The 20,249-nt window shown below is 33.7% G+C and carries 17 protein-coding genes; 10 read left to right on the forward strand and 7 right to left on the reverse strand.

The genetic code is table 11. From position 1 onward, the window contains the following. Nucleotides 1-143: 143 nt before the first annotated feature. Entirely contained in the window at nucleotides 144-1,184 is a 1,041-nt protein-coding gene (locus ACM55K_RS17185; RefSeq protein ID WP_035671610.1) for a PLP-dependent cysteine synthase family protein, read from the reverse strand. Between the two features lie 71 nt (nucleotides 1,185-1,255). After that, nucleotides 1,256-3,316, reverse strand: coding sequence for a S9 family peptidase (locus ACM55K_RS17190; RefSeq protein ID WP_416851559.1), 2,061 nt, complete (start codon nucleotides 3,314-3,316; stop codon nucleotides 1,256-1,258). Between the two features lie 138 nt (nucleotides 3,317-3,454). Here ACM55K_RS17190 and ACM55K_RS17195 point away from each other — a divergent pair, with 138 nt between their 5' ends. Then, nucleotides 3,455-3,775 (forward strand): YbaB/EbfC family nucleoid-associated protein, encoded by a 321-nt coding sequence (locus ACM55K_RS17195; RefSeq protein ID WP_035671607.1) that lies wholly within the window; start codon nucleotides 3,455-3,457, stop codon nucleotides 3,773-3,775. Nucleotides 3,776-3,845: 70 nt separating this feature from the next. Here the strand turns inward: ACM55K_RS17195 and ACM55K_RS17200 are convergent, their stop codons facing one another. After that, a complete protein-coding gene (locus ACM55K_RS17200; RefSeq protein WP_416851561.1) occupies nucleotides 3,846-4,868 on the reverse strand; it encodes a threonine aldolase family protein in 1,023 nt (340 codons plus the stop codon). A 191-nt stretch (nucleotides 4,869-5,059) separates the two neighbouring features. On the opposite strand from ACM55K_RS17200, the gene prfB reads away from it, so the two are divergent. Further along, a protein-coding gene (gene prfB, locus ACM55K_RS17205; RefSeq protein WP_314897553.1) for a peptide chain release factor 2 occupies nucleotides 5,060-6,158 on the forward strand; the annotation gives its coding sequence in 2 pieces (ribosomal slippage) (nucleotides 5,060-5,122 and nucleotides 5,124-6,158; 1,098 coding nt in all). Nucleotides 6,159-6,303: 145 nt separating this feature from the next. On the opposite strand, the gene ACM55K_RS17210 is transcribed toward prfB, so the two are convergent. Then, the gene (locus ACM55K_RS17210; RefSeq protein ID WP_416851562.1) at nucleotides 6,304-7,020 is read right to left on the reverse strand and encodes a L,D-transpeptidase family protein; all 717 of its coding nucleotides are present in this window, start codon (nucleotides 7,018-7,020) and stop codon (nucleotides 6,304-6,306) included. A gap of 227 nt (nucleotides 7,021-7,247) precedes the next feature. Between ACM55K_RS17210 and lpxD the strand changes: the two genes are divergently transcribed. From lpxD to ACM55K_RS17235, 5 genes are all read left to right on the forward strand, one after another. Further along, a complete protein-coding gene (lpxD, locus tag ACM55K_RS17215) occupies nucleotides 7,248-8,246 on the forward strand; it encodes a UDP-3-O-(3-hydroxymyristoyl)glucosamine N-acyltransferase (protein ID WP_416851563.1) in 999 nt (332 codons plus the stop codon). Nucleotides 8,247-8,414: 168 nt separating this feature from the next. Then, nucleotides 8,415-10,043, forward strand: coding sequence for an acyl-CoA carboxylase subunit beta (locus ACM55K_RS17220; protein WP_416851564.1), 1,629 nt, complete (start codon nucleotides 8,415-8,417; stop codon nucleotides 10,041-10,043). A gap of 68 nt (nucleotides 10,044-10,111) precedes the next feature. Continuing rightward, entirely contained in the window at nucleotides 10,112-11,674 is a 1,563-nt protein-coding gene (locus tag ACM55K_RS17225) for a S41 family peptidase (protein WP_416851565.1), read from the forward strand. A gap of 205 nt (nucleotides 11,675-11,879) precedes the next feature. Further along, nucleotides 11,880-12,512 (forward strand): hypothetical protein, encoded by a 633-nt coding sequence (locus ACM55K_RS17230; protein WP_416851566.1) that lies wholly within the window; start codon nucleotides 11,880-11,882, stop codon nucleotides 12,510-12,512. A gap of 151 nt (nucleotides 12,513-12,663) precedes the next feature. Further along, entirely contained in the window at nucleotides 12,664-13,086 is a 423-nt protein-coding gene (locus ACM55K_RS17235; protein WP_416851567.1) for a DoxX family protein, read from the forward strand. A gap of 71 nt (nucleotides 13,087-13,157) precedes the next feature. Here the strand turns inward: ACM55K_RS17235 and ACM55K_RS17240 are convergent, their stop codons facing one another. Both ACM55K_RS17240 and ACM55K_RS17245 read right to left on the reverse strand, forming a co-directional pair. Then, entirely contained in the window at nucleotides 13,158-14,204 is a 1,047-nt protein-coding gene (locus ACM55K_RS17240; RefSeq protein WP_416851568.1) for an AMP-binding protein, read from the reverse strand. Between the two features lie 5 nt (nucleotides 14,205-14,209). Next, nucleotides 14,210-15,157 carry a CPBP family intramembrane glutamic endopeptidase gene (locus tag ACM55K_RS17245; RefSeq protein ID WP_416851569.1) on the reverse strand — a complete coding sequence of 316 codons (948 nt, stop codon included), beginning with the start codon at nucleotides 15,155-15,157 and terminating at the stop codon, nucleotides 14,210-14,212. Nucleotides 15,158-15,257: 100 nt separating this feature from the next. On the opposite strand from ACM55K_RS17245, the gene arsC reads away from it, so the two are divergent. Next, on the forward strand, nucleotides 15,258-15,608 hold the full coding sequence (gene arsC, locus ACM55K_RS17250) for an arsenate reductase (glutaredoxin) (protein ID WP_416851570.1): 351 nt from the start codon (nucleotides 15,258-15,260) through the stop codon (nucleotides 15,606-15,608). Between the two features lie 73 nt (nucleotides 15,609-15,681). After that, entirely contained in the window at nucleotides 15,682-18,144 is a 2,463-nt protein-coding gene (locus ACM55K_RS17255) for a TonB-dependent receptor (RefSeq protein ID WP_416851571.1), read from the forward strand. Nucleotides 18,145-18,297: 153 nt separating this feature from the next. On the opposite strand, the gene ACM55K_RS17260 is transcribed toward ACM55K_RS17255, so the two are convergent. Then, on the reverse strand, nucleotides 18,298-18,468 hold the full coding sequence (locus ACM55K_RS17260; protein WP_143386564.1) for a hypothetical protein: 171 nt from the start codon (nucleotides 18,466-18,468) through the stop codon (nucleotides 18,298-18,300). Between the two features lie 249 nt (nucleotides 18,469-18,717). Between ACM55K_RS17260 and fumC the strand changes: the two genes are divergently transcribed. Further along, entirely contained in the window at nucleotides 18,718-20,115 is a 1,398-nt protein-coding gene (gene fumC, locus ACM55K_RS17265) for a class II fumarate hydratase (RefSeq protein WP_416851572.1), read from the forward strand. Nucleotides 20,116-20,249: the final 134 nt, after the last annotated feature.

The following is a 20,249-nucleotide window of genomic DNA, read 5'->3' on the forward strand; positions in this document are numbered from 1 at the left end:
ACAAATTAAAATGAGAACCTATAAAATAAAAAACAGTAGTAAACTGTTGCTTACTACTGTTTAAAAATTGTATTTTTATTTTTATTAATCCTGTATCACTATTTCAGGACTAGACATACTTTGTACTAATTACTTAATACTTCTTATTTAATAAATTCAATTTTTTGAGCTTCTTCTTCATTAATACTGTCAAAGAAACCTTGTTCATTCATCCAGTCATCACTAAATACTTTACTCATGTAACGAGAACCATGATCCGGGAATATGGCAATTACATTACTGTTTTTATCAAATTCACCTTCGTCAGCATATTGTTTTATTGCCTGTAATACTGCTCCAGAAGTATATCCTACAAATAAACCTTCTTTTCTGGTAATCTCTCTGGCAGAATGCGCACTTTCTTCATCAGTAACTTTCATGAACTTATCAATAAGATCAAAATCAGTTGCAGATGGAATTAAGTTTTTCCCCAAACCTTCAATTCTATAAGGATAAATTTCATCGTTATCGAATTCTCTGGTCTCATGGTATTTTTTTAATACCGAACCAAAAGCATCAACTCCAAGAATTCTAATATTAGGATTTTGTTCTTTTAAGTATTTTGCTGTTCCAGAAATGGTTCCTCCTGTTCCGCTACATGCGATAAGGTGTGTGATTTTACCATTTGTTTGCTTCCAAATTTCAGGGCCAGTAGATTTATAATGTGCATCAATATTCAATTGATTGAAATATTGATTAATATAAACAGAACCTTTCGTCTCTTCGTGCAAACGTTTGGCTACATTATAATACGAACGCTCATCATCAGCGGAGACATGTGCAGGACAAACATAAACTTTTGCTCCCAAACTGCGTAACATATCTATTTTATCTTTAGATGATTTAGAACTTACTGCTAGAATACAGTTATATCCTTTTATGATACTTACCATTGCTAAACTAAAACCGGTATTTCCGGATGTAGTTTCGATAATAGTGTCACCAGGAGATAAAATCCCTCTTTTTTCAGCTTCTTCGATTATGTATAATGCTATCCTATCTTTAGAAGAATGTCCTGGATTAAAAGCTTCTACCTTTGCATAGAAATTACCTTCTAACTCTTCGGTGACTTTATTTAGCTTAATAAGTGGAGTGTTACCTATTAATTCTAAAACATTATTATAAGCGTTTATTTCTTCTTTCATAAAAAAATAGTTAGTCGCAGGCAATTTTTAATTTAGCCACGAACGTTGCAAATTTAACAAAAAAAATCTAATTACTTTTTAATTTTCTCTAAATCTAATAAAAAACTAAATTCTTTTGCTAATTCCTTTATAGCTTCAAACCTCCCAGATGCTCCTCCGTGACCTGCATCCATATTAGTATCGAGATATAAAACATTTGTATCCGTTTTAATTGTTCGTAATTTTGCGACCCACTTCGCTGGCTCCCAATATTGTACTTGTGAATCATGAAGACCTGTAGATACATACATATTAGGATAATTTTGTTTTTTCAAATTATCGTAAGGAGAATACGACAACATGTATTTATAATATTTCTTTTTATTTGGATTCCCCCATTCATCATATTCTCCGGTTGTAAGCGGTATACTATCATCAAGCATCGTAGTAATTACATCCACAAAAGGTACTTGTGCTATTATTCCATGATACAATTCAGGTGCTAAATTCACCACAACTCCCATTAATAAACCTCCGGCAGAACCACCTTCGGCATATAAATGTTCTGGCGAAGTGTACTTTTGATCAATTAAAAATTTAGAACAATCGATAAAATCAGTGAATGTATTTTTCTTTTTTAACAATTTTCCGTCTTCATACCATTGTCTTCCTAAATCTTCACCTCCACGAATATGCGCTATTGCAAATATAAATCCTCTATCTAATAATGTCAATCGGGTCGAAGAGAAAGTAGCATCCATAGAATGTCCATAAGATCCATACGCATATTGCAATAACGGATTGGTACCGTCTTTTTTCAGCTCTTTTCTATAAACTAAAGAAATCGGTACTTTTACTCCGTCTTTGGCAGTTGCCCAAACGCGTTCTTCTTTATAATTATTTTTATCGAATTTGCCTCCAAGAACCTGTTGCTCTTTTTTGATTTCTCTTACTTTGGTTCGCATATTGAAATCAATAACCGAAGAAGGTGTTGCCAACGATTGGTATCCGTAACGCAAAATTTCTGTTTCAAAATCTACATTGGCTGTCGTGTAAGCGGTATAGGTTTCGCTTTCAAAAGGCAAATAATACTCCCCTTCCCCACTCCAAGGCATAATTCTGATTTTATTCAAACCATTCGAACGTTCTTCAACTACTAAATAATTGGCAAAAATTTCGATATCTTCCAATAAAACATCTTCACGATGCGCAATAACTTCGGTCCAATTTTCTTTTGATGTGGCTGTTTCCAGCGTTTTCATCAATTTAAAATTTTCGGCATCATCTTTATTGGTTAAAATATAAAAACTGTCTTTGTAATGATTGATGCTATATTCAACGCCTCTGATTCGTTTCTGAAAAATTTCAAATTTTCCGTCAGGAGTGTCGGCATTCAGAATTCTATATTCGGTTGTAAGTGTACTTCCAGACTCAATTGCCAGGTATTTTCTGGATTTAGATTTTGCTACTTCAACATTATAGGTATCGTCTTTTTCGAAATAAACTAAAACATCTTCCGCTTGTTTTGAACCTAATTTATGTTTGAAAACCTTATCAGAGCGCAAGGTTACTTCATCTTGACTGGAATAAAAAATGGTTTTATTATCATTTGCCCAAACTGCGGTTCCGGTAACTTTTTCTATTTTATCTTCCAGAATTTCATTCGTCTCTAAGCTTTTAACCTGAACAGTATAAATTCTTCTTCCAACTGTATCCGTGCTAAAAACAGCTAATTTATTATCCGGACTAATGCTCAAACCCCCCAATTGAAAATAAGATTGACCTTTGGCCAATTCATTACAATCGAACATGATTTCTTCTTTTGCCGAAAGGCTTTCCTTTTTTCGGGAATAAATAGGATAATCTTTTCCAGTTTCAAAACGGGTGATGTAGTAATATCCATTATATAAATAAGGAACAGACTCATCATCTTCCTTGATTCTGCCCTTCATTTCTTCAAATAATTCCTTTTGGAAATCTTTGGTATGGTCAGTCATTTTATGGTAATACTCATTTTCTTTATTCAGGTAATCAATAACTTCAGGATTTTCTCTGTCATTCAACCAAAAGTAATTATCAACTCTTGAATCACCAAGATTTTCTAATGTTTTAGGGATTATTTTGGCAACTGGTGGTTGTATATTTTCTGGCATCGTTTGCTCTTTATATTTAAGTGAAGCTACAAAAATAGCACAAACACATTTTAAAACGATTCAATTTTCTATCTAATTTAACATGCTTATTACATCGAATGTAGTAATTTCGTAGTTCAATAATTAAAATTTATCAAAATGGATTTAATGGGAATGATGGGAAAACTTAAAGAAACCCAACAAAAAATAGAAGATACTAAAAAACGTTTAGACACTGTTCTTATTGATGAACAAAGCACTGATGGTTTATTAAAAGTTACTCTGACTGCCAATAGAAAAATAAAATCAATCACTATTGACGATTCTTTATTAGAAGACAAAGAACAACTAGAAGATTATATGATTTTAGTCCTAAATAAAGCTATTGAAAAAGCGACTAAAACAAATGAAGCGGAACTTGATGCGGTTGCAAAAATGGATATGCCAATGATTCCAGGAATGGACAATCTTTTTAAATAGAAAAAAAATCACGTTTAAGGGTTTTTGATAATGCTAAAAACCTTAAACGTGAAACAAATCTTTCAAACTACTACACTAATTTTTGCAGTGTTTCCAGAACATACGTATGCATCACTTCACGATAATCAAGATGCGTTACTATTCTCAATTTTCCATGTCCCATAGAACTGATTGAAATGTTTTTTTGTTTTAACAATTCAATTAAATTCTTTTCAATGCAATTTGGAACTAATGAAAAAATCAAAATATTAGTCTCAACCGGTTCTACCGAAGCTACCCAACTTACCTTCTTCAGTACTTCGCCAATTTCTTTAGCTCTTCTATGATCATCGGCAAGACGCTCCATATTATTATCCAAAGCATAAATTCCGGCTGCTGCCAAATAGCCTACCTGACGCATTCCGCCACCTAATATTTTTCGGATTCGCAACGCTCTGTGGATCGTCGCTTTGTCAGCCAGTAAAACCGACCCAATTGGCGCTCCCAAACCTTTGGACAAACAAACCGAAATCGTATCGAATAGTTTCCCAAATGCTTTAGGGTCTTGTTTTTTGGCTACCAATGCATTCCAGATTCGGGCGCCATCCATGTGAAATTTCAAATTATTGGCATCGCAAACTTGCTTTATTTTTTGTAAATCTTCCAATTCGTAACAAGCACCACCGCCTTTGTTAGTCGTATTTTCTACACAAACTAAACTTGTTAACGGACTGTGATAAAACTCAGGATCATTAATTGCTCCAGCCACTTGTTCCGCAGTTATCATTCCGCGATTTCCGTCTAATAAACAGCAGGAAACGCCACTATTAAAAGAAACACCACCACCTTCATAATGATAGACATGCGCATATTTATCAGCAATTAATTGTTCCCCTGGTTGTGTATGTAATTTTATCGCCGTTTGATTTGCCATAGTTCCTGATGGAAAAAAAAGCCCTGCTTCCATCCCGAACATTTCGGCAACTTTAGCTTCGAGCTCAATAACAGTCGGGTCTTGTTTGTATACATCATCTCCTACTTTGGCATTCAACATATGCACTAACATTTCGCGAGAAGGTTTGGTAATCGTATCGCTAACTAAATTTATTTCCATATATATTTTTATTTTCAGTACGGACAATTCTCGAATTGTCCCTTCGTAAAATTTTTCTATTTTTGTGCCACAAAATTACATAATACCGTTTGTTAATTCAAGCTAGTTCAGTTAAAACTAATCTAAATGAATGATATAACGGCATTTTATATAAATATTGGAAAACCGACCTATTTAATTTAATATAATTTATGACAACTACCGAACAAATAAAGGGTATTGTAGAGCGCCTTGGTGCGTTGAGGAGGTATCTTTGACGTTGATGCCAAACTAATTGAAATTTCAAACGAAGAAGAAAAAACTTTTGCTCCCGACTTTTGGAACAATGCAAAAGAAGCTGAAGTCATTGTAAAAAACCTTAGAAACAAGAAAAAGTGGATTGAAGATTACAACAAAGCAGTCGAAATGACTGACGAGTTGCAACTCGCCTATGATTTTTATAAAGAAGGAGAACTTACGGCCGAAGAATTAGACGAACAATACTCAACTACTGCCAATCATATAGAAGCAATCGAATTCAAAAACATGCTTTCGGATGAAGGCGATACCTTGAGTGCTGTTGTTCAAATAACCGCGGGTGCCGGTGGAACTGAAAGTTGCGATTGGGCCGAAATGCTGATGCGCATGTACATGATGTGGGGTGAAAAATATGGCTACAAGATAAAAGAACTGAATTTCCAAAAAGGAGAATCGGCCGGTATAAAAACCGTAACACTCGAATTTGAAGGCGATTATTCTTTTGGCTATTTAAAAGGAGAAAATGGCGTACACCGATTGGTTAGAATTTCACCTTTTGACAGTAATGCCAAGCGTCACACTTCATTTGCTTCCGTTTATGTTTATCCGCTTGTAGATGACAGTATCGAAATTGATATTAATCCTGCCGATATTGAAATTACAACTTCGCGATCCAGTGGTGCGGGAGGGCAAAATGTAAATAAAGTAGAAACGAAAGTTCAACTGTTTCATAAACCAACCGGAATTCAAATTCAATGTTCCGAAACACGTTCGCAGCAAGATAACAGACAACGTGCGATGCAAATGTTACGGTCTCAATTATACGAAATTGAGTTAAAAAAGAAACAGGCACAACGCGCTGATATCGAAGCTGGAAAAATGAAAATAGAATGGGGTTCACAAATCAGGAATTATGTTATGCAGCCTTATAAGTTAGTCAAAGATGTTCGTACCGGTTACGAAACCAGTAATGTTGACGGCGTTATGAATGGAGAAATTGACGAATTCTTGAAAGCCTATTTAATGATGATGGGACAAAAGGAAGAGGAATAAATTGCGATATTCAGTCGCAGTTTTCAGTCTTTAACTTACATCCCAAATTTATATAAAAATCCCCTCAACTTTCGTTAATCGAAATGTCTGAGGGGATTTTTTAAATTTAAGAGCTTATTTTTTTAGACGTTTGCAAAAAGACTCTTTACAAACTGCTTTTCAAAACATTAAAATTCCCCATAATAATTGTTGGGTTTCGTTTGGGATCTAACCAACTTACCATCAACTTCATATTTTCTTCATCAATAGCAACACATCCCGCAGTAAAAGAAGGTTTTTTTACAGCCAAATGAAAAAATATTGCACTCCCTTTTCCTTTTATAATTGGATTTGTATTGTATTCTATAACCATACAATACTTGTAAGCATCAGTCTTTAATAATAAATTTTCATACGATTTTGCATCCGTAGCACCTTTTACATACCTATTATAGTCCTCTGAATTGGGATCGTCAATCCATTTATCTTCTTTGGTAGTTTGTTGGTTTTCCAATAGTGTGTTGAGTTGTTTTTCATACGTATATAATTTTCCTAAACGAAATATTCCTGTTGGAGACTTGCCGTCGCCTTCACGTTTATTATCTGGCGGAGCAAAACCATTTTTACCAATACCAACTTTTACGGGTTCCTGTTTTACAATCCAATGATTATCTTTTTTCTCTAAGGCTACCAAAAAAGCGCTATAACTTTCAGGTTGATAATTGTACACTACCAATAATTGTTCGCTATTCTCTAACTTACTTTTATTATGCGCTGCAATTAATAATGCATCTTTAATCGTAGTATTATTTGTTTGAGCCTTTAGGGTATTACAAAAAAATAGTATTGTAAGCAAAAACAAAAATGGGTTTAAAAATTTCATTTATTTTGGGGATATTATTAAATAGCCAACAAGAAAATCACATTAGCATTCTAAATTCGAATTGTATTCTTACTTACAAACGTAGCAAATTTATCGTAAAACTATTATCCCATTTAACCCAATTTTTACTGTACGAATTTTAAAACTTGGTACTAAATAAAGCATTAGGAATTTTAACTCTAAATTGCTTTATTTGATAAAATTACCAAATTCAAATCTCATACGTAATGAAATCCTATTCCATCCAAGAAATAAATGAAATTTTAAAAGGAGTTATTGTCGGGAGTACTTCCCAAAATATCACTGCTCCTGAACAACTTGAAGTAGCTAATGAATCTGAAATTTCTTTTATTGGAAACAAAAAATACGAAAAACTTTGGGCAACTTCCAAAGCAGGTGTTGCAGTTGTAAATGAGGATATTTCAATAGAACCAGGTGAAAATAGAGCTTTTATCAAGGTAAAAAATGCTGATTTAGCTATGTCGCAAGTTTTAACTCTTTTTGCACCTCCAACCCCGTTATTTAATATTGATATTCATCCAACTGCAGTTATTGATCAAACCGCGATTATTTGTAATGGCGTTAGAATTGGCGCAGGTTGTTATGTAGGACCTAAAGTTGTACTTGGAGATAATACAACACTATATCCAAATGTTACTATTCTGGATGAATGTACTATCGGGAAAAATACTGTAATCTGGTCTGGAGCAGTAATCAGAGAACGTTGTCACATCGGAAATGATTGCATTATACATCCAAATGCTACAATTGGAGCAGATGGTTTTGGTTTTCGTCCTGATCCCGAAAGAGGTTTGGTTAAAATCCCACAAATTGGAAATGTGATTATAGGCAATAGTGTTGAAATTGGTGCCAATACTTGCATTGACCGCGGAAAATTCAGTTCTACCGTTTTAGGTGATGGTTGTAAAATTGATAATTTAGTCCAAATTGGTCATAACAGTAAATTAGGCCGTTTTTGTATCATGGCCGGAAATAGCGGACTGGCTGGTTCAGTAACGCTAGGAAACGGAGTCATTATTGGCGGAAGCGCTTCTATAAAAGACCACACCACTATTGGCGATGGTGCCATTGTAGGTGCTGGTTCTGGTGTTACAGGGGATATTCCTGCAGGAAAAACCATGTTAGGTTATCCGGCTGTTGAAGCTCGTGATGCATTAAAACAATGGGCAATCTTGAAAAGACTCGTAAATGATTCGAAAAAATAAATCATCACTTTTTTATTAAATTCATAAAAAAACAGGAGGTAACTTCTGTTTTTTTGTTTTAATACCAAACATAAGCTTCATTTTCTTTCTAAACCAATTAAAATAATAAAATTTTATTTAGTTGGATTTTGTATTTTAGCGCAAACTATTTTTTAATATTCTTTCATTATGGATTTGAATTTCAACAAAAACGAAGACCACAATAAACTTTTACTTTCGGCATTGCGACAAAAATTAAGCTTGGTTAAATTGGGTGGCGGTGAAAAACGCATCCAAAAACTTCACGGTGAAGGCAAAATGACTGCCAGGGAACGCATCGATTATTTGCTTGACGCCAAAGCCAAAAGCATAGAAATTGGAGCTTTTGTTGGTGAAGGAATGTATGCGGAACACGGTGGCTGTCCATCTGGTGGCGTTGTGGTTAAAATAGGCTATATCAAAGGAAAGCAATGTATTGTTGTGGCCAATGATGCTACCGTGAAAGCGGGCGCTTGGTTTCCCATTACTGCAAAGAAAAATCTTCGTGCGCAGGAAATTGCGATGGAAAATCGGTTGCCAATCATTTATTTAGTAGATAGTGCAGGCGTTTATTTGCCTTTGCAAGATGAAATTTTCCCGGATAAAGAACATTTTGGTCGGATTTTTAGAAATAATGCCCAAATGAGCAGCATGGGAATTACCCAAATCGCTGCTGTAATGGGAAGTTGTGTTGCAGGTGGTGCCTATTTGCCAATTATGAGCGATGAAGCTTTAATTGTCGAAAAAACGGGGAGTATTTTCCTTGCGGGAAGTTATTTGGTGAAAGCTGCCATTGGCGAAAGCATTGATAACGAAACATTGGGCGGCGCAACCACGCATTGTGAAATTTCGGGTGTGACAGATTACAAAGCTAAAGATGACAAAGACGCATTAGACAAAATAAAAAATATAGTTGATAAAATAGGTGATTTTGACAAAGCGGGTTATAGCCGAATTAAACCGGAAAAACCAGCTTTAGACGAAAATGAAATCTATGGTGTTTTGCCAAAAGCTCGAAATGAACAATATGACATGATGGAAATCATCAATCGTTTGGTTGACAATTCCGAGTTTGAAGCCTATAAAGACGGTTACGGTCAAACCATTATTACCGGTTATGCCAGAATTGACGGTTGGGCAGTAGGAATTGTTGCCAACCAACGAAAAGTGGTAAAAACTAAGAATGGCGAAATGCAGTTTGGAGGCGTAATCTATTCCGATAGCGCAGACAAAGCCACCCGATTTATCGCGAATTGCAACCAAAAGAAAATTCCTTTAGTATTCGTTCAGGATGTCACCGGTTTTATGGTAGGATCCAAATCAGAACATGGTGGAATTATAAAAGATGGTGCCAAAATGGTGAACGCTGTGAGCAATTCTGTTGTTCCAAAATTCACGGTTATTGTAGGAAACTCCTATGGTGCAGGTAATTATGCCATGTGTGGAAAAGCGTATGATCCAAGATTAATTTTTGCTTGGCCAAGCGCAGAACTAGCCGTTATGGGCGGAACACAAGCGGCGAAAGTATTGGCACAAATTGAAGCTTCTTCGCTTAAAGCAAAAGGAGAAGTGGTAGATGAAACGAAAGAAAAGGAATTGTTCGATAAAATAAAGGCACGATATGACGAACAGGTTTCGCCCTATTATGCGGCCTCCAGATTATGGACTGATGCGATAATTGATCCAATAGACACCCGTACTTGGATTTCAATGGGTATTGAAGCGGCCAACCACTCGCCTATTGAAAAGAAATTTAATTTAGGTGTCATTCAGGTTTAAATTCCAGACAATTTTCAGTTGACAGGTTTCTGAGTTTAGATTGTAGTCCTAAATATATGTAGTTAAACATGAGAAAAATAGTTCTATTCGGCTTTATAATCTTATTCTTTGTTCAATGTGCTTCCATAAAAAAGCACAACAAGCATTTGAACGATTTGATAACGGAAGAGAAATTAAAATCTGATGTTGATTACACCTATCGAAAATTACAGGAATTACACCCCAATTTATACTGGTACATAAATAAGGAAGCTTTAGATTATAAATTTGACAGTCTAAAATCGACAATTACAAAACCAATGACCTCTTTTAATTTTTACAAAAAATTGAGTCCTGTGGTTGCCGCGGTTCGACAAGGACATTTATTCGTTTATCCACCAACGAAAATATTGACAAAAAGAGAAACCAGAGCACTGATTAAAAAAGGAACAGGCCCTTTTTCGCAATTTGATTTTGAACTTTTTAATAAAAAACTGTATGTTGTAAAAAACAAGTCCTACAATAAAACAATACAATCAGGAACTGAAGTCGTTGCTGTAAACGGTACGAAACCAATCGATTTAATAAAAAAATACAACCAATATTATAGTTCCGACGGTTATAATAACACTTTCAAAACCAATTATTCAGGCAAACGGTTTTCTACGTTTTTTTCCAATGAAAATGGAATTAAGGATAGTCTAAAATTTGATTTCAAATTTAATGATAGCTTAAAAACCATTACAATAAAAAGAAAAAAAGAAGACACAACTGGCACAGATTCTAAAAAAAATAAAAAAAAACGAGCTGTTAAGCATAAGACAAAATCAAAAGAAATCAGAAAAAAGAAAAGGGTTAATGGCTATTATTCGATTGAAAAAAATTACAATAGAAACCTTCACTTTTTAGAAAAAGACAGTAGCATAGCGCTAATGAAAATTAGAAGTTTCAAAATTGGCGATTATAAAACTTTTTACAAAGAAAGCTTTTCTAAAATTACAGCGTATCAGTCTAAAACACTTATTCTGGATTTAAGGAATAATGGTGGCGGACGAGTAAGTGAAATTGCTGATTTATATTCTTATTTAGCTGACTCTACTTTCGTTTTTTTGGATAAATCTGAGGTCGTTTCAAAAGCAAGCTTATTCAAAGGAGCCTATTTAAACGGCGGTTCTTTAGGTTTTAAAGCTTTAAAAACTGTTTTTTCTCCAATAATGTATACGTACTTACTATTGACTGTTCATAAAAGCCAAAACGGTAAAAATTACTATGAAACACAAACTAAACCACATAAAGTGAGTAAAAATGCTTTCAAAGGAAAAATTTATGTTCTTATCAATGGAGGAAGTTTTTCGGCTTCAAGTATAATTTCTTCCAATTTAAAAGGTTCTAAAAGAGCATTTTTTGTAGGCGAAGAAACAGGTGGAGCTTTTAACGGGACTGTTGCTGGATTTATGCCTCGTATAAAATTGCCAAATTCGGATATCCAAATTCGGATAGGATTAATGTATATGGCTGCATATTTCAAAACAAATTTAGAAGGTCATGGCATATTTCCTGATATGGAAATAATCCCTACAATTGAAGACCGAATAAAAGAAAATGACGCTGAAATGAGCTGGATTCTTAAGGATCTAAAATCAAGCTTTTAAAAATCATCTCCAAATTTATATTTTACTTTAACACATTCAATAAAAATTTAAAATTAATATTTAATTAATCTTTATATTATTGATTAATAGTTATTTGTACCTTTACTTAATCTTTAAAACAGCAAACACTAATCTTTACTATATCATTTTTTTCAATGCAATAAAAGTATTTCTGAATATTTGAATTATTTAATTATCAGAAAAAATGAAAAAGATTCCAGTTGTATTATTAAGTATAATGTTATCTGTTGTACAGTTTAGTACTGCACAAACGGTAACTGAAAATGATGTTTCATCTAAATACAAAAAAATTTACTTAGAGTCCGGATTTAATCTATCAATACCGGTACATATTCAAATGTATCGCTCCCATAAATTTGAAATTGGCGTTAATATAAGAGCTTTTAAAAAAGTTTCTCCAAAATGGGACTTGGGCCTTAAAGCCGATTATGATTACTGGCTTGTCAAAAAAAACACTCCAACACTAACCTCTGAAAGTACATTACAAGAAAGGACATTATATAGTAACTTTAGTATTTTTTCCATAAAAGCTAATACCCAATATAGTTTTACCCCTAAATGGTATTGGGGAATTGAATCAGGAGTAGGTTATGCTCTTTCGAACGCAGATCGCAAATTCGGACTCGGTTTTGTATCAGAATTTGGCGGAGGTGCCCAGCAATTTGGACTCTCTTCTGCTTTTTACCTAGGAAGGTATTTTATCATTGGGAATAAAACAAACAAACTAGGTTTATCAGCCGATTTTACCCAATTTTTAGCTCATGGTCATGCTGAAAATAGTCTTGGTCTAAAAGTAAAATACCGTTTTATAGATTAAACTTCTTTAATCATTATTACTTTTCCTGAGAATACAATCATCTGGTTGGATTACATTCAATAATAATTATTTTAAATTTACACTTGAAAAATATTTCCATATATCTATAAAAATCAGTAACTTAGTGTTAAATATTTTAAACTATAGTATTATGAATAACGTAAAAAGCTTGAATAAATGGGCAAATGCGCACACTTATTTACCAGTAGATTTAGCAAGAATAGCACTTGGTGTGTTTTTATTTATGAAAGGAATTTCTTTTATAACAAACATCCAATATTTACAAGATTTAATATCTCCAATTGACAAAATTGGTGGTGGAATGTTTCTGATACATTATATTGCACCAGCGCATATGGTGGGAGGAATAATGATTGCGTTCGGCTTACTTACCAGATGGGCAATAATAGCACAATTACCGATACTCATTGGAGCAATTATTGTGAATTTTATGGGACAAATGCATTCTCAAAACTTATTCTTAGCAATACTTATACTTGGAATTTGCGTCTTTTTCTTATTTTATGGAAGTGGGAAACATTCGGCAGATTACTATTTTAAAATGCAACAATAATAAAAACTAAAAAAGCATCCCATTTTTGAAAACGGGATGCTTTTTTCTATCTAATAAGTAGATAGAATACTCTAAATACCCTCCAGAATTTCTTTCCTTTTTATTTTTCCATTTTGTGTTTCAATAAATTTTGAAACATAAAACACTTCTTTAGGTTTTTCATATTTGTCTAAACCATCAAAAATAGTTTCGTCCAAAGGTCCTTTTTCGCCTTCGATAATTAAAGCTAATTTTTCGCCTAAAGTAGCATCTTGAATTCCAGTTACAAAAAATCTTAAGTGAATTTTATTCGATAATTTTTCTTCAATTTGTTCCGGAATCAGTTTTATTCCTCCGCTATTTATTACATTATCAATTCGGCCTAAAAAAACAAATTCATTTTCATTTATCAATTCGACCAAATCATTCGTTACAATTGTTGCTTCTGAAATTTTTGGCGCATTGATCACCAGACAATTTCTATCGTCTTGAGAAATTTTTATGTTAGGCAAAACAGAGAATGCCTTTTCCCCTATTTTCTTGGCAGCGATATGCGTAATTGTTTCTGTCATACCATAAGTTTCATACCCTTTAGTACTCAATTTAGATAGGCTTTTTTCTAGTGGCTTACTCATTCTAGCTCCACCAACAATCATTTTTTTAACGTTTTTTAATTCCGTTAATGAATTTTCAGCCTGCAAAGGTACCATCGAAACAAAATCATATTTAGTTTCATTATGCAACAGTGGATGCGAGCTTGGCGCTACAAAATCCATGTCAAGCCCCAAAATAAAACCTCTGACAAACATCATTTTTCCCGCTATATATTTCGTTGGCAAACAATGTAATGCTTTATCTCCTGGACGTAAATCAAAGAAATCACCTGTCGCCAAAGCCGAATTTACCATGGCCTGTTTATCCATTTGAATAATTTTCGGGCTTCCTGTAGTTCCAGATGTGTTTAATTCGATGTAGCTTTTTTTATCAAACCAATCGAGTATAAAATCCCCAACAGATTTTTCGTGCTCCTCACCTTCTTTTATAAAACTGTACGCTACTCTACATAAATCATTTCGATTCAGATGAAATCCATTAAGCTTAAAATGATTATTCACGTTTTTGTAAGTGATTTTATCCATGGTGATTATATTGATTTTAAATGATTATTAGGTGTTGGTTCTTCAATTTTTCCTGTTAATTTTTCTTTCCAGTTTGTCCAATTGTATTTTTTACTAAAGATAAATAAAAGTATCGGGTAAATGAGTACAACAGGCAATATAACATCTAAACCAGCCGAAGGTTCCGAAATATCTTTAAAAATAGAATGGGTTTGAAACGCGGACCAATCAGAAGTCACTAATAGAGCACTAACTAAATTATTGGCAGCATGAAAACCTAAAGCCAGCTCCATTCCTTCATCCATCAAAGTAATGATTCCTAATAACAATCCTGTTCCTATGTAATACACTAAAACAATGTCCCCTATTTTAGAAACTTCGGGATTTGAAATGTGCATGGCTCCAAAAATAACAGAAGTCATAATTAAAGGGAACCACTTATTTTTAGCAAGATTAGCAAAACCCTGCATTAAATAGCCCCTGAAAATATATTCTTCGGTACTGGTTTGAATTGGTATTAATAACGTTCCTATAATAACTAAAATTACAAATGGAATGGGTTTGAAGTTTATTACAAAATCACTTGGATTCGAAAAATAAAACAATACTGTTGAAAGAATTGTGAAAATTGACCAAAGAGAAAATGAAAACAATACTCTGCTCCAATCCACTTTTAATCTGGATGTAGTTATGGAAAGCATCGTTTGATTGTGCAAATATTTGACAACAAAGAAAATTCCAAGCATTGCGAAAACAAATGAAATCAATATCAAAAACAAAGTCAAATTTGGTTCAAAAAAACGCATAATATCATCATTGGTAGTAGGATATGGCTTCCCTTTTACAAGTGTTTCATAAAACAACGCAATTAGTAAAGGTGCCTGACCTAAAAAAGAAGCACAAATAATTACTACAGATCCTAAAATATACTTCCAAAACTTATTCTCAGACTTTACCCCTTGTTCAATAAACATAGATTTTTTATTTTTATATAGCACCAAAATTAGAGTAACAAATTTTACTTTTGTCACTCTAACAATAAAATTTTAATTCTCAATTTACTTAAAAAAACTGATGATACAAATATACCACAATCCGCGTTGCGGAAAATCAAGAAACTGCCTCGCTTTTATAAAAGAATCTGAAAAAGAATTTGAAGTCATTAATTATCTTGAAAACGTTCCCAAATTTGATGAATTAAAAAGTCTGATTCAAAAACTAAATTTTGAACCTCTTGCATTAGTGCGCCAAAAAGAGAAAATTTGGATAGAAAATTTCAAAAATAAACCAATGACGAATGACGAAATTATTCAAGCAATGGTGACGTATCCAATTCTGATTGAAAGACCGATTGTCATCAAAGGAAACAAAGCAATTATAGGAAGAGATCTAGATAACGTGACTGATTTTCTACAATTAAATTAACACTTTTTTATGATTTATACATTAAACCAAAACTGGTTTCTACAATCTAAAAAGAAAAACTAAAACTACAAAAATGCCCAAAAAATTAAAAACCCTCTTAGCACTTGTATTTCTTTTTTCAAGTCTGATAAATTTTGCACAGCAACCCAGTCCTGTACAAAAAGTAAAAGTTAGCGGAAAAGTAATTGAAAAAGTGAGCAAGCAACCATTAGAATACGCAACAATCACATTCATAAACGCTAAAAACCCAAAAGCACTTGCAGGCGGAATTACAAATGCAAAAGGAGAATACAGTATTGATGTGAATCCTGGTATTTACGACATCAAAATTGAGTTTATTTCTTTCAAATTATCTGAAATCAAGGAAAAAAGCATTCAGCAAAATATTAATTTAGGCACAACTGCCTTAGATGAAGATGCGGCTCAATTGAATGAAGTAGTCATAAGAGCTGAAAAAACGACTGTCGAAATAAAATTAGACAAAAAGGTCTATAATGTGGGTAGCGATTTAATGGTAAAAGGAGGAACAGTTAGTGATGTTCTTGACAATATTCCATCCGTTTCCGTGGATGTGGAAGGAAATGTGAGTCTTCGTGGTAATGACAATGTAAAAATACTTATCGATGGAAAACCTTCAAACGCTATAAATATAGCCGATGCATTGCGATTAATTCCTGCCGATGCTATCGAAAAAGTAGAAGTTATAACCAATCCTTCGGCTAGATATGATGCTGAAGGCGGAGGTGGTTTATTAAATATCATTTTGAAAAAAGGAAAGAATCTTGGTCTAAATGGAACTTTCATTGCTTCTACGGGCTATCCTGAAAATTATGGATTGAGCGGTACTTTAAATTACAAATCAACGAATTTTAATCTTTTTACCAATCAAGGCTATAATTACAGAAGTAGCCCTGGAAATATGATTACAAATACTGAATATTTAAATTCCGATAATTCCATTCGAAATTATGTAGATGAAAATAGGGATAACGATAGATTCAGCAAAGGCTATAATGGGAATTTTGGTATAGAATTGTATATAGACAAATCTACTTCGTGGACTAATACGTTTAATTACAGAAAAAATAATGGCGATAACACGGATAATGTTTTCCAAAAAAATTATAATGCCAACTATGTTTACGACTATACACGAACTCGTATCAACAAAGAAGACAGTAAAAGTGAAAATGTAGAGTTTGCAACAAATTTTACTAAAAACTTCAAAAAAGACGGCCATAAATTAACTATAGACGGTTCATTTTCTTCGAACGACGATAAAAATGACGCTTTAATTACGGACACTGCCACTAATTCAAGTGCAGTTTTATTTGATAAAACGATAAACAATCAAACTCAAAACAGAAATTTACTTCAAGCGGATTATGTTTTGCCTTTGGGAAAAGAAAGCCAGTTTGAGGCGGGTTACCGTGGTGATTTCTCTAAATTAGTTACTGATTACCAAGTACAAAATGATGGAGTGATTGATCCAAACTTCACCAACACATTAGAATACAAAGAAAAAGTAAATGCCATTTACACGCAATATGGTATGAAAGTAAATAAATTCTCAGCCCTTTTGGGATTGCGTTTTGAAGATTCAAATATAGAAATCAATCAGTTGGCAACGAATGATTTTAATACTAAAAAATACAACAATTTTTTCCCAAGTGCCTTTTTAACTTATGAAATTTCAGATAAAAGTAGTGCTTCCATAAGCTACAGCCGAAGAATTCAAAGACCTAGAGGGAGAATGATCAATCCATTCAGCAATTTATCCAGTAACATCAATATTTTCATGGGAAATCCTGATTTAAATCCAGCCTTCAGTGATGCTATTGATTTAGGATATTTGAAACGTTGGGATAAATTAACTTTTAATACTTCATTATATGTGAACAAAACCAGTGGTGCATTCCAATTTGCAAGAAGAGAATCTGGTGATTTTGTAAATGGAACACCAGTTATTTTCAGTTCACCAATAAACTTGGCTACAGAGTATAGAACAGGATTTGAATTTACCTTAAACTATTCTCCATACAAATGGTGGAAATTAAACGGGAACTTCAATTTCTTCAGAAACCAAACACAAGGGGATTTTACATATATTGATTTTAATGATAAAGAAGTTATTCAAAATTTTGACAATACAACAACATCATGGTTCGCACGTATAACATCAAAAGTTAATTTACCATACAAAATTGACTGGCAAACTAATGCAACCTATAATGGTCCACAAGACAACGCACAAGGTAGAAGTTTAGGTAATTTTAGTGCTAACTTAGCATTCAGCAAAGATGTTATGAAAGACAAAGGAACCCTTTCATTTAATGTAAGCGATGTATTCAATTCCCGAAAAAGAATTATGGAAACAAATCTTCCAGGCGTGCTGAATTCTTATTCTGAAATGCAGTGGAGAGTAAGACAGTTTAACTTATCATTTACGTATCGTTTCAACAAACCGAAAAATGAAAAAGAAAAACCTAAGAAAAATCAAAATGAAAATGGCGATGGAGGCGATTTTCAAGGATAAAATAATAAGGACTCGTGAAAACGGGTCCTTTTTTATTTAAAAATAACTAACCCAATCAATGGTATTTCTTTATAAATAGCTAAAGAAGTAAGTTACCGGTACAAAAAAAAAAGGACTCGTTTTCACGGGTCCTTTTTTTATAAAACAATTAGATTAAACTGATTGTTCTTGCTTCTTTTTTGCTCTTTTCTCTTTATATGCTTCCCAAGTCGCTCCTCCTACCCAATAGGATACGAAACCAACAAGAAAAAACATTAACCAAAATCCTATTGTAAGAACGGTTAAGAAAAGTAAAAAGCCTAAGTACTGTGAAAATTCAAACATGTTTTCCGGAATTTTTGAATGTAGCCACAAATGTAAGTTTAATTCCTTTTCTTACCAATAAAAAGTAACAAAAACTACCAATCAATTTTTATAAAAAGGGAATTATCCGTATTTTTGGGCTCAGAATTTGGAGCTGATCCCGCTATCCGTTACAATCTTTTATGCCGAACGCCGGCATAAAAGGATTTTCACTGCTATCGGGGCTAAAAAATCTACTAAACTACTTAATACTTATAAAATAACAACACAATGAAATTTAGAATAGAAAAAGACACGATGGGTGAAGTGCAGGTTCCTGCAGACAAATATTGGGGCGCACAAACAGAACGTTCCCGCAACAACTTCAAAATAGGTTCATCGGCTTCCATGCCAAAAGAAATTATTGAAGGTTTTGCTTTCTTAAAAAAAGCAGCTGCTTTCGCTAATTGTGATTTAGGTGTTTTACCAATCGAAAAACGCGATGCTATTGCTGCCGTTTGTGATGAAATCCTAGCCGGAAAATTAGATGACGAATTTCCATTGGTAATTTGGCAAACAGGTTCAGGTACACAAAGTAACATGAACGTAAATGAAGTGGTTGCTAATCGTGCGCAAGTGCTAAAAGGATTCAACATTGGTGAAGGCGAGCAATTTATCAAAGCGAATGATGATGTAAACAAATCACAATCTTCTAATGATACGTTCCCAACAGGAATGCACATTGCAGCTTACAAAGCAGTTGTAGAAATCACCATTCCCGGTGTTGAAAAACTTAGAGATACGCTTCATGCCAAAGCAGTTGAATTCAATACTGTAGTAAAAATAGGTCGTACGCATTTAATGGATGCTACTCCACTTACATTAGGACAAGAAATTTCAGGTTATGTAGCGCAATTGAACTACGGTTTAAAAGCAGTTAAAAATACTTTGGCTCACTTATCAGAAGTGGCTTTGGGAGGAACAGCTGTTGGAACAGGATTAAATACGCCCGAAGGATACGATGTAAAAGTAGCCGAATATATCGCTGAATTTACGGGTCATCCATTCGTAACTGCCGAAAACAAATTTGAAGCTTTAGCAGCACATGATGCAATCGTAGAATCACACGGAGCATTAAAACAACTGGCAGTTTCATTGAATAAAATTGCTAATGATGTGCGTATGTTGGCTTCTGGGCCACGTTCAGGAATTGGAGAAATCATTATTCCGGAAAATGAACCTGGTTCTTCTATCATGCCCGGAAAAGTAAACCCAACGCAATGTGAAGCATTAACTATGGTTTGCGCGCAAGTTATGGGGAATGATGTTGCTATTTCTGTTGGTGGAATGCAAGGTCATTATGAATTGAATGTTTTCAAACCATTAATGGCAGCAAACTTCTTGCAATCAGCTAGATTGTTAGGTGATGCCTGTATGTCTTTTGACGAACATTGCGCACAAGGTATCGAACCAAACTACAAACGAATCCAAGAATTGGTTGACAATTCATTGATGCTGGTTACGGCTTTAAACACTAAAATTGGATATTACAAATCAGCTGAAATTGCTCAAACCGCACATAAAAACGGAACTACTTTAAAAGAGGAAGCTGTTGGTTTGGGTTATGTAACTTCAGAAGATTTTGATGCTTGGGTTAAACCAGAAGATATGGTTGGAAGCTTAAAATAATTAGCTGATACAGCAACATTGTCTAGTCCTGAAATAGTGATACAGGATTAATAAAAATAAAAATACAATTTTTAAACAGTAGTAAGCAACAGTTTACTACTGTTTTTTATTTTATAGGTTCTCATTTTAATTTG

This window comes from Flavobacterium arabinosi (genome assembly GCF_048158725.1).
Lineage (GTDB): Bacteria > Bacteroidota > Bacteroidia > Flavobacteriales > Flavobacteriaceae > Flavobacterium > Flavobacterium arabinosi.

Excerpts from the sequence above, each read along its gene's own strand:
- ACM55K_RS17185 (WP_035671610.1), bottom strand. The coding sequence starts at position 1,184 with ATGAAAGAAGAAATAAACGCTTATAATAATGTTTTAGAATTAATAGGT.
- ACM55K_RS17190 (WP_416851559.1), bottom strand. The coding sequence starts at position 3,316 with ATGCCAGAAAATATACAACCACCAGTTGCCAAAATAATCCCTAAAACA.
- ACM55K_RS17195 (WP_035671607.1), top strand. The coding sequence starts at position 3,455 with ATGGATTTAATGGGAATGATGGGAAAACTTAAAGAAACCCAACAAAAA.
- ACM55K_RS17200 (WP_416851561.1), bottom strand. The coding sequence starts at position 4,868 with ATGGAAATAAATTTAGTTAGCGATACGATTACCAAACCTTCTCGCGAA.
- ACM55K_RS17210 (WP_416851562.1), bottom strand. The coding sequence starts at position 7,020 with ATGAAATTTTTAAACCCATTTTTGTTTTTGCTTACAATACTATTTTTT.
- lpxD (WP_416851563.1), top strand. The coding sequence starts at position 7,248 with ATGAAATCCTATTCCATCCAAGAAATAAATGAAATTTTAAAAGGAGTT.
- ACM55K_RS17220 (WP_416851564.1), top strand. The coding sequence starts at position 8,415 with ATGGATTTGAATTTCAACAAAAACGAAGACCACAATAAACTTTTACTT.
- ACM55K_RS17225 (WP_416851565.1), top strand. The coding sequence starts at position 10,112 with ATGAGAAAAATAGTTCTATTCGGCTTTATAATCTTATTCTTTGTTCAA.
- ACM55K_RS17230 (WP_416851566.1), top strand. The coding sequence starts at position 11,880 with ATGAAAAAGATTCCAGTTGTATTATTAAGTATAATGTTATCTGTTGTA.
- ACM55K_RS17235 (WP_416851567.1), top strand. The coding sequence starts at position 12,664 with ATGAATAACGTAAAAAGCTTGAATAAATGGGCAAATGCGCACACTTAT.
- ACM55K_RS17240 (WP_416851568.1), bottom strand. The coding sequence starts at position 14,204 with ATGGATAAAATCACTTACAAAAACGTGAATAATCATTTTAAGCTTAAT.
- ACM55K_RS17245 (WP_416851569.1), bottom strand. The coding sequence starts at position 15,157 with ATGTTTATTGAACAAGGGGTAAAGTCTGAGAATAAGTTTTGGAAGTAT.
- arsC (WP_416851570.1), top strand. The coding sequence starts at position 15,258 with ATGATACAAATATACCACAATCCGCGTTGCGGAAAATCAAGAAACTGC.
- ACM55K_RS17255 (WP_416851571.1), top strand. The coding sequence starts at position 15,682 with ATGCCCAAAAAATTAAAAACCCTCTTAGCACTTGTATTTCTTTTTTCA.
- ACM55K_RS17260 (WP_143386564.1), bottom strand. The coding sequence starts at position 18,468 with ATGTTTGAATTTTCACAGTACTTAGGCTTTTTACTTTTCTTAACCGTT.
- fumC (WP_416851572.1), top strand. The coding sequence starts at position 18,718 with ATGAAATTTAGAATAGAAAAAGACACGATGGGTGAAGTGCAGGTTCCT.